The 12,370-nt window shown below is 68.3% G+C and carries 15 protein-coding genes and 1 tRNA gene; 10 read left to right on the top strand and 6 right to left on the bottom strand.

Annotation, left to right across the window (positions count from 1 at the left end):
• Positions 1-13 precede the first annotated feature (13 nt).
• Positions 14-724 carry a DUF805 domain-containing protein gene (locus AB7U46_RS01255; protein ID WP_428335111.1) on the bottom strand — a complete coding sequence of 237 codons (711 nt, stop codon included), beginning with the start codon at positions 722-724 and terminating at the stop codon, positions 14-16.
• Between the two features lie 104 nt (positions 725-828).
• On the opposite strand from AB7U46_RS01255, the gene argC reads away from it, so the two are divergent.
• The 4 genes from argC to AB7U46_RS01235 all read left to right on the top strand — a co-directional run bounded on the left by argC (position 829) and on the right by AB7U46_RS01235 (position 3,570).
• Positions 829-1,857 (top strand): N-acetyl-gamma-glutamyl-phosphate reductase, encoded by a 1,029-nt coding sequence (gene argC / locus AB7U46_RS01250; protein WP_428335110.1) that lies wholly within the window; start codon positions 829-831, stop codon positions 1,855-1,857.
• A gap of 73 nt (positions 1,858-1,930) precedes the next feature.
• Positions 1,931-2,383, top strand: coding sequence for a cytochrome c maturation protein CcmE (gene ccmE / locus AB7U46_RS01245; RefSeq protein ID WP_428335109.1), 453 nt, complete (start codon positions 1,931-1,933; stop codon positions 2,381-2,383).
• Between the two features lie 69 nt (positions 2,384-2,452).
• Positions 2,453-3,064: a holin-associated N-acetylmuramidase gene (locus tag AB7U46_RS01240; RefSeq protein WP_428335108.1), complete on the top strand. Its 612-nt coding sequence runs from the start codon at positions 2,453-2,455 to the stop codon at positions 3,062-3,064.
• Entirely contained in the window at positions 3,055-3,570 is a 516-nt protein-coding gene (locus AB7U46_RS01235; protein WP_428335107.1) for a holin family protein, read from the top strand. Before AB7U46_RS01240 ends, AB7U46_RS01235 begins: the two co-directional genes overlap by 10 nt.
• Here the strand turns inward: AB7U46_RS01235 and rocF are convergent, their stop codons facing one another.
• The 3 genes from rocF to nikR all read right to left on the bottom strand — a co-directional run bounded on the left by rocF (position 3,571) and on the right by nikR (position 6,950).
• Positions 3,571-4,494 (bottom strand): arginase, encoded by a 924-nt coding sequence (gene rocF, locus AB7U46_RS01230; protein WP_428335106.1) that lies wholly within the window; start codon positions 4,492-4,494, stop codon positions 3,571-3,573. It abuts the gene before it with no gap.
• Positions 4,495-4,673: 179 nt separating this feature from the next.
• On the bottom strand, positions 4,674-6,383 hold the full coding sequence (gene metG, locus AB7U46_RS01225; protein WP_428335105.1) for a methionine--tRNA ligase: 1,710 nt from the start codon (positions 6,381-6,383) through the stop codon (positions 4,674-4,676).
• Positions 6,384-6,479: 96 nt separating this feature from the next.
• Positions 6,480-6,950, bottom strand: coding sequence for a nickel-responsive transcriptional regulator NikR (gene nikR / locus AB7U46_RS01220; protein WP_428335104.1), 471 nt, complete (start codon positions 6,948-6,950; stop codon positions 6,480-6,482).
• Positions 6,951-7,079: 129 nt separating this feature from the next.
• On the opposite strand from nikR, the gene AB7U46_RS01215 reads away from it, so the two are divergent.
• From AB7U46_RS01215 to AB7U46_RS01195, 5 genes are read left to right on the top strand one after another with little or no spacing between them, the layout of a single operon-like run.
• Positions 7,080-7,850, top strand: coding sequence for a DUF4198 domain-containing protein (locus tag AB7U46_RS01215; protein ID WP_428335103.1), 771 nt, complete (start codon positions 7,080-7,082; stop codon positions 7,848-7,850).
• The gene (cbiM, locus tag AB7U46_RS01210; RefSeq protein ID WP_428335102.1) at positions 7,850-8,464 is read left to right on the top strand and encodes a cobalt transporter CbiM; all 615 of its coding nucleotides are present in this window, start codon (positions 7,850-7,852) and stop codon (positions 8,462-8,464) included. The genes AB7U46_RS01215 and cbiM overlap by 1 nt, the downstream gene beginning before the upstream one ends.
• Positions 8,461-9,009 carry a cobalamin biosynthesis protein CbiL gene (locus AB7U46_RS01205; RefSeq protein ID WP_428335101.1) on the top strand — a complete coding sequence of 183 codons (549 nt, stop codon included), beginning with the start codon at positions 8,461-8,463 and terminating at the stop codon, positions 9,007-9,009. Before cbiM ends, AB7U46_RS01205 begins: the two co-directional genes overlap by 4 nt.
• On the top strand, positions 9,006-9,716 hold the full coding sequence (gene cbiQ, locus AB7U46_RS01200) for a cobalt ECF transporter T component CbiQ (protein WP_428335100.1): 711 nt from the start codon (positions 9,006-9,008) through the stop codon (positions 9,714-9,716). The genes AB7U46_RS01205 and cbiQ overlap by 4 nt, the downstream gene beginning before the upstream one ends.
• The gene (locus tag AB7U46_RS01195; RefSeq protein ID WP_428335099.1) at positions 9,713-10,420 is read left to right on the top strand and encodes an energy-coupling factor ABC transporter ATP-binding protein; all 708 of its coding nucleotides are present in this window, start codon (positions 9,713-9,715) and stop codon (positions 10,418-10,420) included. Before cbiQ ends, AB7U46_RS01195 begins: the two co-directional genes overlap by 4 nt.
• Before the next feature lie 6 nt (positions 10,421-10,426).
• On the opposite strand, the gene AB7U46_RS01190 is transcribed toward AB7U46_RS01195, so the two are convergent.
• Positions 10,427-10,882: a hypothetical protein gene (locus tag AB7U46_RS01190; protein ID WP_428335098.1), complete on the bottom strand. Its 456-nt coding sequence runs from the start codon at positions 10,880-10,882 to the stop codon at positions 10,427-10,429.
• An 82-nt stretch (positions 10,883-10,964) separates the two neighbouring features.
• Positions 10,965-11,039, bottom strand: a tRNA-Gln gene (locus tag AB7U46_RS01185).
• A 97-nt stretch (positions 11,040-11,136) separates the two neighbouring features.
• On the opposite strand from AB7U46_RS01185, the gene AB7U46_RS01180 reads away from it, so the two are divergent.
• Positions 11,137-12,327, top strand: a complete 1,191-nt coding sequence (locus AB7U46_RS01180; RefSeq protein WP_428335097.1) for an NAD(P)/FAD-dependent oxidoreductase — start codon at positions 11,137-11,139, stop codon at positions 12,325-12,327.
• Positions 12,328-12,370: the final 43 nt, after the last annotated feature.

Raw genomic sequence — 12,370 nt, 5'->3', positions numbered from 1 at the left:
GCCCCCGACCGGCTTAGCCGAAGCGGTTCGGCCCGGGCGTGCCGCGCCGCACCATGAAGATCAGCAGCGTGATCATATAGCCGATGATCGCGAGACCGCCGATGCCGAGCAGCGTCACGGCGGCGGGGTTCGGATCGTCGCCCGAGCCGGAGACCGCGACGAGGCCGCCGATCAGCCCGCCGCCGAGGATCATCCCGAGGTAGAAGCCGCCGATCCACCAGCCGGAATGGTCGGTGTCGTGCAGCCGCCGCACCGTGACCGCGAGCGAGGGCAGGAAGGTCGCGATGCCGAAAAGCGCCGAGATCGCGGAGCCGTCATTGCCCATCGCGGTTTCGAGCAGGCTGCCGAAGCCGCCGAGCAGGCTGGTGAAAAGGGCGAAATACCAATATTCCGAGCGGCTCGCGCGGCCCTTGAAGGTGGCGTATTTCGAGAAGCAGACCCTGATCGCCTCGACGAAGCCGCGCGGCGGGGCGGCGGCGTAAAGCCCGCCCGAGGTCGAGGAGGCATAGGAGCTGGCATAGCCCTGCGCCGGCATCGGCGGGGGGGCGCCCGCGGCGCTGCCGAAGGCGAAATGGTTGGAGGCCGGCTCCCAGTTCGCCATGCCTTCGGACCAGATCAGCGTCTCGGGGCGCACGCGGCCGGCGCGGATCAGATCTTCGAGCGCCTCGTCGCTCACCGGGCCATGGCTTTGGCCCTGCCAGGCGTAATGCCAGTCTTTCGTCATCAAACTCTCCAACCGCGCCACGCTGCAGGCGCGGCATCTGCAAACTTCGCTTGCGCGGAAAGGTAGCCTGAGGCAGGACAGACCCACAAGCGCGGGAGAAACACATGACCCAGAAAATCGCGATCCTTGGGGCTTCGGGTTACACCGGGGCGGAACTGGCCCGGATCATCGCCACTCACCCCTCGATGGAAATCGTCGCGCTTTCGGGCGACCGGAAGGCGGGGATGAGCATGGGCGAGGTGTTTCCCCATCTGCGTCACATGAAACTGCCCGATCTGGTGAAGATCGAGGAGATCGACTTTTCCGCCGTCGATCTGGCGTTTTGCGCGTTGCCGCATGCGACCTCGCAGGCGGTGATCTCCGAACTGCCGCGCGATCTGAAGGTCGTGGACCTTTCCGCCGACTTCCGGCTGCGCGATCCGGCGGCCTATGAGAAATGGTATGGCAAGCCGCATGCCGCGCTCGAGCTGCAGAAGGAGGCGGTCTACGGGCTGACCGAATTCTACCGCGACGAGATTCGCGGCGCGCGGCTTTGCGCGGGCACCGGCTGCAACGCGGCGGCGGGGCAATATGCGATCCGCCCGCTGATCGAGGCCGGGGTGATCGACCTTGACGAGATTGTGATCGACCTCAAGGCGGGCGTCTCGGGTGCCGGCCGCTCGCTCAAGGAAAACCTGCTGCACGCCGAGCTTGCGGGCGGCACGATGCCCTATTCGGCCGGCGGCAAGCACCGGCACCTGGGCGAATTCGATCAGGAATTCAGCCTCTTGGCCGGGCGCCCGGTGCTCGTGCAGTTCACGCCGCACCTGATGCCCTTCAATCGCGGCATCCTCGTCGACGCCTATGTGCGCGGCGAACCGGAGGCGATCCACGCGGCGCTCGCGAAACGCTATGCCGAGGAGGTCTTCCTCGAGGTGCTACCTTTTGGCACACTCCCCTCGACGCGCTCGATCGCAGGCTCCAATTACGTTCATGTCGGCGTGGTCGGCGACCGCATCCCGGGCCGGGCTGTGGTGATGGTGGCGCTCGACAACCTGTGCAAAGGGTCTTCGGGGCAGGCGATCCAGAACGCCAACCTGATGCTGGGGCTCGAGGAAACCGCGGGGCTGATGCTTGCGCCGGTCTTCCCCTGAGCCTTGACCTAAGTCAGGGAGCGGTCAGGGGAGACGCCGCATAAAGGCGGGTGCGAAAGGCGGAGGAAACGCGATGAAGAGCCTCAAGAAAAAGCGGCGCATCCAGGTGCTGGTTGTGGCGGCGCTGGCGCTGCTGATCTCGACCGCGATGATCGGTTACGCGATGCGCGACGGCATCAATTTCTTCCGCGCGCCCTCGCAGCTCGCCTCCGAACCGCCGCGCCCGGGCGAGACCTTCCGCCTTGGCGGGCTGGTCGAGGAAGGCACGCTGAAACGCGGGCAGGGCGAGACGATCACCTTCAACGTCACCGACGGCGGCGCCTCGGTTCCGGTGAAATTCACCGGCGTGCTGCCGGACCTTTTCGGTGAGGGCAAGGGCATGGTCGGCACCGGCAAGATGGAGGACGGCACTTTCGTCGCCTCGGAAATCCTGGCCAAGCACGACGAGAACTACATGCCGAAGGAAGTGATCGAGGCGCTCAAGGATCAGGGCACCTATGTCGATCCGGCGGCGCCGCAGTCGTAACGTTCGGCCGTTTACACCCGTCTTAACCTGATCGCGTGAGCCTTTCCCCGGGAGCATGGGGAATGGATCATGAAATCAGTTCAGCAGATCGCGCGCGAGATCGTGGCGCGCGAAGGTGGGTATGTGAACGACCCGGACGACCCGGGCGGCGCCACGAAATTCGGGGTGACGCTGGCCACGATGCGGCAGCTCGGCCTCGACCTCGATCACGACGGCAAGGTGGGCGTGGCCGATGTGAAGGCGCTGAGCCGCGAGCAGGCCGAGCAGATCTTCGTGCAGCACTACTTCGCCGCGCCGCGGATCGACGCGCTGCCCGAGGCGGTGCAGGCCTCGGTTTTCGACATGCAGGTGAATGCCGGGGCGAATGCGGTGAAGATCCTGCAGGAGCTTCTGAACCGGATGGGGCAGAAGGTTTCCGTCGACGGAAAGATCGGGCCGCAGACGATCGCCGCCGCCCATGCCGCGGCCGCCGCCGATCCGCAGCTTTTCTCCGACGCCTATGGCATCGCGCGGCGCAATTACTACTACGAACTCGCCGATCGCCGCCCGGCGAGCCGCAAATACGCGACGACGGTGAAGGGCACGAAAGGCGGCTGGATCCTGCGCGCGGAGGAGTTCATCTCGCCGCGCTTCCATCTGAGCGAGGCGCAGCACAAGGCACGGGTGGCGAAATGGGGCTGATCGGCAGGATCCTCGGTTCGCCCGCGGCGGTCTCGACGCTGGGCACGGCGGTGAGTTCGGTGGCGGAGGTCTTCACCCCCAATGCCACGAAGAAGATGGAGGTAGACGCCCAGACCTATCAGGCCGCGCTGGATGAGCACGGCGCCGAGTTCCAATATGCGCGGCCCGGGTTTTTCGACCGTTTCGTCAATGGTCTCAACCGCTTGCCGCGGCCGATGCTGGCGCTCGGCACGCTCGGCCTTTTCGTTTATGCGATGGTGGATCCGGTCCATTTCGCGCAGCGCATGGTCGGGCTGAACTATGTGCCCGAGCCGCTCTGGTGGCTTCTGGGGGCGATCGTCGGCTTCTATTTCGGCGCGCGCGAGGCCTATTACGCGCGCCATCGCACCGCGGTTCCGGCGAATGCCGCCGCCGTGGTGGCGGGCGCCGCGCCGGAGAGCGAGGACAATGCCGCGCTCTCCGAGTTGATGGCGAAGGGCGCGGCCTCGGCGGCGCCGGCCGGCTGATCAGAACGAGCGGGTGGGCCGGTCGAAGACCTTCCGGCCCATCAGCGAGCCCACCAGATCGACCATCAGCTTTGCGGTGCGGCCGCGATCGTCGAGGAAGGGGTTCAGCTCGACGAGGTCGAGCGAGGTGACAAGCCCGGATTCGTGCAGGAGCTCCATCACCAGATGCGCCTCGCGGAAGGTGGTGCCGCCGGGAACGGTGGTGCCGACCGCGGGCGCGATCGCCGGGTCGAGGAAATCGACGTCGAGCGAGACATGCAGCAGCCCGTTTGCCGCCCGCACCCGGTCGAGGAAATCGCGCAGGGGCGCGATGATGCCGCGCTCGTCGAGCACGCGCATGTCGTCCATCTCGATCTCGGTCTCGAGCAGCGCGGCATGTTCGGCCGGATCGACCGAGCGGATGCCGAAATGGCAGATCTGCGCACCCGGCACCGGGGCGGGGAAGGGCGGGAAGGCGTCGAACCCCGGCCGGCCGGCGATATAGGCGACCGGCGTGCCATGCAGGTTGCCCGACTCGGTCGTCTCCGGCGTGTGGAAATCGGTATGCGCATCGAGCCAGAGCACGAAGAGCGGCCGGCCCAACGCCGCCGCATGCGCCGCGATCCCCGCGACCGAGCCGAGCGAGAGCGAATGATCGCCGCCCATGAAGATCGGAAAACCCGCGCCCGCGGCCTCCTCGCCGGCCTGCGCCAGCGCCTCGGTCCAGCCCACGGTCTCGGCCAAGTGATGCACCGCGGGGTTCGGATGGGCCATCGGCGGATGCGCGACGGGCGCGACATCGCCACGGTCGATCACGCTGTGGCCAAGCGCGGTGATCGCCTCGGCGAGCCCCGCGACGCGATAGGCGGCGGGGCCCATCAGGCAACCCGCGCGTTTCTGGCCGGTATCGACTGGCGCGCCGATCAGGATGCAGGTGAGGGGCATGGGCATCTCCTTTGCGGCGATGATGCCGGGGAGGGGCGGAAAAGGAAAGGGGCGCTGCCCCTCTTGCCCCTGCGGGGCAATTCACCCCGAGGTATTTTCGGCAAGATGAAGGGGCTTTCATCTTGCTAAAAATACCTCGGGGGAGTCCGCAGGACGGGGGCGGAGCCCCCTTCGCGGGATCAGTCGCGGGTGCCGGCGAAACGTTTTTGCCAGTCTTCGCGTTCCTCGTCGGCGATCTTGCGGAAGAGCACCTCGGGCGTGGCGAAGGCATGGCCCACGGGCAGCAGCGCCAGCGCCGCGGCGATGTCGCTGGGCCAGCTGCGATCCTCCGTCTGCATCGCGGCGAGCATGGTTTCCGCGGCATCCGGGATGAAGGGCGCCGAGAGCACCGCGTAAAGCCGCACGAGGTTGAGTGCGAGCCGCGTCTGTGCCGCGGCCTGCGCCGGATCGGTCTTGAACACGGTCCAGGGCGCGGCCGATTGCAGGTATTCGTTGCCTGCGACCCAGATTGCGCGCAGCTCGGTCGCGGCCTTGCGGACCTCTTTCTCGTCCATGTAGCGCTCGTAATCGGCAAGGCGCGTCGTCAGTTCGGCGATCAGCGCCGCCTCGCGCTCGCCCCATTCGCCGCCCTCGGGCAGGGCCTCGCCGAATTTCGAGCGGCAGAATTTCGTTATGCGCGAGACGAAATTGCCCAGCACATCGGCCAGATCCTTGTTCACCGAGGTCTGGAAATTCTCCCAGGTGAATTCGGCGTCCGAGTTTTCCGGCGCGTGGGAGAGCAGCCACCAGCGCCAGTAATCGGCGGGAAGCAGGCTCAGCGCCTGGTCCATGAACACGCCGCGCCCGCGCGAGGTGGAGAACTGGCCGCCGTCATAGTTCAGGTAGTTGAAGGACTTGATGTAATCGACGAGCTTCCACGGCTCGGCCGAACCCAGGATCGTCGCCGGGAAGGAGAGCGTGTGGAAGGGCACGTTGTCCTTGCCCATGAACTCGGTATAGGTCACGTCCTCGGCGCCCTTGTCGGTGCGCCACCAGCGCGCCCAGTCGCCGCCGGTCTTGTCCGCCCATTCCTGGGTCGCCGCGATATATTCGATCGGCGCGTCGAACCAGACGTAGAAGACCTTGCCCTCCATGCCCGTCCAGGGCGCGCCCTCGAACTGCGCCGGCACGCCCCAGCTCAGGTCACGGGTGATGCCGCGGTCCTGCAGCCCGTCGCCGTCGAAGAGCCATTTCTTCGCGATCGAGGTCGTCAGCACCGGCCAGTCGGTTTTCGAGTCGATCCACTCCGCCAGCTTGTCCTTCATCGCGGATTGCCGCAGGAACAGATGCTTCGTCTCGCGCATTTCGAGATCGGTCGAGCCGGAGATCACCGAATGCGGGTTGATGAGGTCGACCGGGTCGAGTTGCTTGGTGCAGTTGTCGCACTGATCGCCGCGCGCCGAGGTATAGCCGCAATTCGGGCAGGTGCCTTCGATATAGCGGTCGGGCAGGAAGCGGCCATCCGCGACCGAATACATCTGCTTTTCGGTGACCTCGCGGATCAGCCCCTGTTCGGCAAGTTGCTTGGCGAAATGCTGGGTCAGCACGCGGTTCTGCGCCGAGGAGGACCGGCCGAAATGGTCGAAGCTGAGGCGGAAGCCGCGGGCGATCTCGGCCTGCACCTCGTGCATCTCGGTGCAATAGTCGGCGACCGGCTTGCCGACCTTGGCGGCGGCCAGCTCGGCGGGGGTGCCGTGCTCGTCGGTGGCGCAGATGAACATCACCTCATGGCCGCGCCCGCGCAGATAGCGCGCGAACAGATCCGCCGGCAGCTGCGAGCCGACGAGATTGCCGAGGTGCTTGATGCCGTTGATATAGGGAATCGCCGAGGTGATGAGGTGACGCGCCATGATCCCGCCCTTGCTCCGGTTTTGCGGGGGTTTAGCGTGGATGCGGGGCCAAGGCCAGAGGCTTTGCCGCTGCGTTTTCGACGGGGGTGACGGGGGTCAGAAGCTTGGCAGCACCCGCAGATGGGTGTGGACATGGCCCTGCCCGCCGTGGCTGTGGCTGTGCTTTTCCTCGAGCACCGGAATGAGGCCGAGCGATCCGTGCATCACGCCGCGCTCGCAAAAGAGCGCCTCGGCATAGGCGCGCACCGTGCCCGCCGCGCCGCGCATCACCGCCACCTCGAGCGCCGAGCTGTGGTCGAGCGGCACCGAAAGCGCGGCGATCGTCTGGTCGTGGCGGTCGAGCCGGCCCTGCGGCAGGCGCGCCGCGAGGTTGCGCACGGAAGGGTCGACGACATAGCTGACGACGCCGAAAGCGGGCGCCTTTTCCGGGGCTTGCGGGCGGGCGGCGAGGCCGCGGCGCACCAGATCGCGGATCGCCTCGGAGCGGCTGAGCGCGCCGGTCTCCGCCATGAAAGCGTCGATCCCCGCGACGAGATCGTCGTCGATCGTCATCGTCATGCGCTGCATGGAAAGCCTCCCTTTTCACTGGTCATCATCTTATCAGTTTGATTTTTCACGGGAAAGCGGGATTTGCGCTTGCCCTTTTCAGCATCGGTATGCACTATCCATCAAAACTGCATACCGATGGACTCGCCGATGCCGACCCGCCTGATGCCGCTTTCCGCCCTGATCCTTGCACTTGGCGCCACTGCGGCGCAGGCGCATTTTCAGGAGATCATCCCCTCGGAAGACGTGCTGCCCGAGGGCGGTGCCGTCAGTCTCGATCTCCTCTTCACCCATCCGTTCGAGGGCGGCCCGGTGATGGAGATGGCGCGCCCCGCCGAGGTCGGCATGGTGCAGAACGGGGCGAAGACCGATCTGACCGACAGGCTCACCCCCGCGCCGGTCGACGGCAAATCGGCCTGGCGCCTCGAGGCCGATCTGGCCGAGCCCGGCGCTGCGGTCTTCTACGTCGTGCCGCAGCCCTATTGGGAGCCGGCCGAGCAGAAATTCATCCGCCATTTCGCGAAGGTCGTGGTCGACAGCTACGCCTCGGGCGAGGGCTGGGACGCGCTCGTCGGCCTGCCGGTCGAGATCGCGCCGCTCACCCGCCCGACCGGGCTCTGGGCGGGCAATGCTTTCGCCGGTGTGGTGCTGAAGGGCGGCAAGCCGGTGCCGGGGGCCGAGATCGAGGTCGAGTTCATCAACGATGGCTCGGTCACCGCCCCGAACGAGGCCTTCATCACCCAGGTCATCAAGGCCGATGCGGGCGGCACCTTCTCCTACACGATGCCGCGCGCGGGTTGGTGGGGCTTTGCCGCGCTGACCGAGGGGGATGCGCCGATGACCTCGCCCGAGGGGCGCGCGGTGCCGGTCGAAGAGGGCGCCTTGATCTGGGTGAAGGCCACCGCGATGGGGGGCAACTGATGGCGCATATTCCGGACGGTATCCTTTCCGCGCCGGTGCTGATCGGCGGGGCGGTGCTGGCCGCCGCCGGGGTGGCGCTGGCGCTGCGCCGGCTCGATGACCGCGCGATCATCCGCACCGCGCTGCTTGGTGCGGGGTTCTTCACCGTCTCGCTGATCTCGGTGCCGCTCGGGCCGACGAGCGTGCATCTGCTGCTTGGCGGGCTGATCGGGCTGATGCTCGGCCCCGGCGCCTTCGTCGCGGTGCTGGTGGCGCTTTTGCTGCAGGTGCTGCTCTTCGGTGTGGGCGGGCTGACGACGCTCGGCGTGAACACGGTGAACATCGCGGCGCCGGGGGTGATCCTGGCCGCCCTGCTTGGCCCGGTGATCCGGCGCACTCCCCGGGCGCCGCTGCGCGCCGCGCTCGCCTTTGCCTGCGGCGCGGGGGCGGTGCTTGGCACCGGGGGGATGGTCGCCGCATCGCTTGCGCTTTCCGCCTCCGATTACACCCCCGTCGCCGCGATCCTGCTCGCCACCTACCTGCCGCTTGCCGCGATCGAGGGGGCGATCACCGCCGCGGTCGTCGCCTTCTTCGCGCGCGTCGAGCCCGAGGCGCTGCGCCCGGTCGCGTCATGAAACGGCTGCTGCTTGCCCTTGCCGCGCTGATCGCGCTGGCCAGCCCCGCCGCGGCGCATCGGCTGAAACTTTTCGCCACCGTCGAGGGGGGCGAGGTCGGGGGCTACGCCTTCTTCATCGGCGGCGGGCGGGCGCAGGGCACCGACTGGCGCGCGAACGACGCCGCGGGCGCCCAGATCGCCGCGGGTCAGACCGGGGCCGACGGAACCTATCGTTTCGCCGTGCCCGCGGGGCCGCCGCAGCCGCTCACCATTACCGTCGACACGCATGAGGGGCATGGCGCGACGCTGACCCTCCCGGCCGAGCGCTTCGGCGGCGCGCCCGTGGCCCCGGCGCCGGTGGTGCAAACGACACCGGCGGTGCCGCGCGACGATGCCGCGCTGGCCGCGCTGGTCGAGGGGGCGGTCGAACGCGCGGTCGCGCCGCTCGAGGCGCAGATCGACGCGCTGCAATCGCGGATGCGGCTCACCGACATCGTCTCGGGCGTGTTCCTGATCCTCGGCCTCGGCGGCATGCTCCTCTATGTCCGGGGGCGGCGCGGATGATCCCTGCGGATCTTCGGCTGCGGCTTGTCACCGCCTTTGCGCTCGCGCTTGCGATTTCGGCGCTCGGCCATCTGCGCGGCGCGCTCACCGCCCTTGCGCTCTCCGCGCTGCTCGCAGCACTCGCCCGCCCCGGGCGCGCGATGCTGCACCGCCTCGCCCATGTCGAGGGGCTGGTGGCGCTGCTCCTCATCACGCTGCCCTTCACCACCCCGGGCGCGGCGCTGTTCACGCTTGGCCCGCTCACCGCCTCGGTCGAGGGGCTCACCCGCGCCGCGCTGCTCGCCGCCAAGATCACCGCCGTCGCGCTGGCCCTCATGGCGCTTCTCGGCGCGGCCGAACCCGCCCGCATCGGCGCCGCGCTCGCCGCGTTGCGCCTGCCCGAGCCGCTGGTGCGCGCGCTCACCCTCACCCTGCGCTACCTCGCCGTGATGCGCGGCGAGGCGCATCGGCTGGGCGAGGCGATGCGCGCGCGCGGCTTTGCGCCGGGCACCAACCGCCACACCTGGCGCAGCTACGGCAACCTGATCGGCATGCTGCTTTTGCGCGCGCTCGACCGCGCCCGCCGGATCGACGAGGCGATGCGCGCGCGCGGCTTTTCCGGCCGCTTCCCTCATGCGGTGCAGGCGCGCATCGCGCCGCGCGACTGGGCGGGTGCGGCGCTGATCGCCGCCGGCGCGGTGTTTGCCCTGGGGGTTGACCGGCTGTGATCCCGATCCTCACGCTTTCCGATCTTTGCGTCAGCCGCGCCGGGGCCGAGGTGCTCTCGGGCGCCTCGCTGACCCTCACCGCGCGCGAGCGCCTCGCGATCGTGGGGCCGAACGGTGCCGGCAAGACGACGCTTCTGCGCGCGATCCTTGGCCTCGAGCGGGCGACGTCGGGCAAGATCCGCCTTTTCGGGCAGGACTGCGCAAGCGAGCGCGATTTCCGCGCGCAGCGCCCGCGCATCGGCTTCCTGTTCCAGGACAGCGACGATCAGCTGTTCTGCCCGACGGTGGTCGAGGATGTCGCCTTCGGCCCGCTCAACATCGGCCTCACCCCCGCCGAGGCCGAGGCGCGTGCGCGCGAAACGCTCGCCGATCTTGGCCTTTCGGCACTGGCCGAGCGCGTCACCCATCGCCTCTCAGGCGGCGAGAAGCGCCTCGTCTGCCTCGCCGGTCTGCTCGCGATGCGGCCCGAGGTGCTGCTCCTCGACGAGCCGACGAATGGCGTCGATGCGGCGAACGGGGCACGACTGCGCGCGGCGCTCAGCGCCTTTCCCGGCGCGATGATCCTCGTCTCGCATGACGATGCCTTCGTCGCGGAACTCGCGAGCCGCGCGATGCTTTTGCAGGGCGGGCGCCTCGTGCCGGCGGAGATCCACGCGCATCCGCATCTGCATGCGCATCCGCATATCCACCCGCATCACGGCTGAGACGCGTCAGTAAAGCAGCTTGTAGGTATTGCCGCGGGTGTCGGTGACGGTGCCGGTGCCGCTTTGCGTGCCCGAGCCCGAGATGAAGGTGCCCTGCACCCGCGTCCCGTCGGAGCAGACCGCATAGATCTCGCCCGAGTTGATGCCGCCGACATCGGTCGTCTTGTTGCCGATCTTGCCGCCGATATTGCTCAGCCCGAGCGAGATGCCGCGTTCATGCGAGATCTCCTTCGGCGCGACCGAGGTCCAGGTGCCCTTGCAGGAGGCCTTCTCCGGCTTCGGCAGGCGGAAGGTGATCACGCCCGAGGTCTTGCTCTCCTCGGAGAGGTTGACCGGGATCACGAGCTCCGGTTCCTTCTCGGCGATCGGGCCGGAAAGCGGGTAGAGGCGCATGTCGCCGTAACCGCCGCAGGCGGAGAGGAGCGACATCAGGCACAGGGCAGGGAGGGGGCGCAGCGTCACGGGCGAGACCTTCGGTTTCGGGCCGCTCCCGCGGCTGTCAGCCGGGGGGCCGGCGTCGCGCCGCAGAGTGACCGGAGAAAGATGGCTGGGGCGGTAGGATTCGAACCTACGGTACGCGGTACCAAAAACCGATGCCTTACCACTTGGCTACGCCCCAACGTGGAGGGCTGTTTAGCCAAGCAACTGCGGTGTCGCAAGTGAAAAATATGCGATAACTCTGGCCTGCGGCGGGGCCGGAACGGGGAAGAACGACGATGGAAAACTGGGATGTTGCGATCCTCGGCGCGGGGGCGGCGGGGCTTTTCGCGGGGGCCGAGGCGGCGCGGCGCGGGCGGCGGGTGATCGTGCTCGACCATGCCGAAAGCCCGGGGGAGAAGATCCGCATCTCGGGTGGCGGGCGGTGCAATTTCACCAATCGTGACCTCACGCGGCAGAACGCGCCCACGCGGTTCCTGTCGGAAAACCCGCGCTTTGCACTCTCCGCGCTGAGCCGCTTCACGCCTGCCGATTTCATCGCGCGCCTCGACCGCGCCGGCATCGCCTGGCACGAGAAACACTCGGGCCAGCTCTTCTGCGACGGCAAGGCGGTGCAGGTGGTGCGGCTGCTCACCGAGGATCTCGCTCAGGCCGGGGGCGCGCTGCGCCTCGGCGTCACGATCGAGGCGGTGCGGCGCGCGGGCGAGGGGTTCGTGATCGACACGGCCGAGGGGCCGATCGCGGCGGCGCGCGTGGTGGTGGCGACGGGGGGCAAGTCGATCCCGAAGATCGGGGCGAGCGGGCTTGGCTATCGCATCGCCGAAGGCTTCGGGTTGCGGGTGACGGAGACGCGCCCGGCCCTCGTGCCGCTCACCTTCGCGGAACAGGATCTGGCGAAGACCGCCCCGCTTGCCGGCATCGCGGTCGAGGCGCGGGTGCGCCATGGCCGCACCGCCTTCGACGAGGCGCTGCTCTTCACCCATCGCGGGCTCTCGGGCCCGGCGATCCTGCAGATCTCGAGCTACTGGCGCGAGGGCGAGGCGATCGAGATCGACCTCGCGCGCGGGCGTGACATCGCCGCCGAGCTTGCGGCGATGCGGGGGCAGGGCGGTCGCGTCGCGCTGCACAATGCGCTGGGCCGGTTGCTGCCGGAAAAGCTCGCCGATTTCGTGGTGGCGGAGACGGGGCTTTCCGGGCGGCTCGCCGATCAGAACAACCGTGCCCTCGAGGTGCTCGCCGCGCAGCTCCATCGCTGGACGCTGCGCCCGGTGGGCTCGGAAGGCTACCGCACCGCCGAGGTGACGCTCGGCGGCGTCGCCACCGAGGAGCTCGACGCGAAGACGTTCGAGGCGAAGCGGGTGCCGGGGCTTCATTTCATCGGCGAGGTCGTCGACGTCACCGGCTGGCTCGGCGGCTACAATTTCCAGTGGGCCTGGTCCTCGGGCTGGGCCGCGGGACAGGTGATCTGAGGCCGGACCGGGGCGCTGCCCCGGACCCCGGGATATTTCGGCA

Source organism: Paenirhodobacter sp. (assembly GCF_050177655.1).
In the GTDB taxonomy this organism is placed as follows: Bacteria; Pseudomonadota; Alphaproteobacteria; order Rhodobacterales; family Rhodobacteraceae; genus Rhodobacter.
This window is presented reverse-complemented; position numbering and strand designations above follow the sequence as displayed.

What these genes read in the sequence shown, in the direction of transcription:
- AB7U46_RS01255 (WP_428335111.1), bottom strand. Translation starts at nt 724, where the DNA reads ATGACGAAAGACTGGCATTACGCCTGGCAGGGCCAAAGCCATGGCCCG.
- argC (WP_428335110.1), top strand. Translation starts at nt 829, where the DNA reads ATGACCCAGAAAATCGCGATCCTTGGGGCTTCGGGTTACACCGGGGCG.
- ccmE (WP_428335109.1), top strand. Translation starts at nt 1,931, where the DNA reads ATGAAGAGCCTCAAGAAAAAGCGGCGCATCCAGGTGCTGGTTGTGGCG.
- AB7U46_RS01240 (WP_428335108.1), top strand. Translation starts at nt 2,453, where the DNA reads ATGAAATCAGTTCAGCAGATCGCGCGCGAGATCGTGGCGCGCGAAGGT.
- AB7U46_RS01235 (WP_428335107.1), top strand. Translation starts at nt 3,055, where the DNA reads ATGGGGCTGATCGGCAGGATCCTCGGTTCGCCCGCGGCGGTCTCGACG.
- rocF (WP_428335106.1), bottom strand. Translation starts at nt 4,494, where the DNA reads ATGCCCCTCACCTGCATCCTGATCGGCGCGCCAGTCGATACCGGCCAG.
- metG (WP_428335105.1), bottom strand. Translation starts at nt 6,383, where the DNA reads ATGGCGCGTCACCTCATCACCTCGGCGATTCCCTATATCAACGGCATC.
- nikR (WP_428335104.1), bottom strand. Translation starts at nt 6,950, where the DNA reads ATGCAGCGCATGACGATGACGATCGACGACGATCTCGTCGCGGGGATC.
- AB7U46_RS01215 (WP_428335103.1), top strand. Translation starts at nt 7,080, where the DNA reads ATGCCGACCCGCCTGATGCCGCTTTCCGCCCTGATCCTTGCACTTGGC.
- cbiM (WP_428335102.1), top strand. Translation starts at nt 7,850, where the DNA reads ATGGCGCATATTCCGGACGGTATCCTTTCCGCGCCGGTGCTGATCGGC.
- AB7U46_RS01205 (WP_428335101.1), top strand. Translation starts at nt 8,461, where the DNA reads ATGAAACGGCTGCTGCTTGCCCTTGCCGCGCTGATCGCGCTGGCCAGC.
- cbiQ (WP_428335100.1), top strand. Translation starts at nt 9,006, where the DNA reads ATGATCCCTGCGGATCTTCGGCTGCGGCTTGTCACCGCCTTTGCGCTC.
- AB7U46_RS01180 (WP_428335097.1), top strand. Translation starts at nt 11,137, where the DNA reads ATGGAAAACTGGGATGTTGCGATCCTCGGCGCGGGGGCGGCGGGGCTT.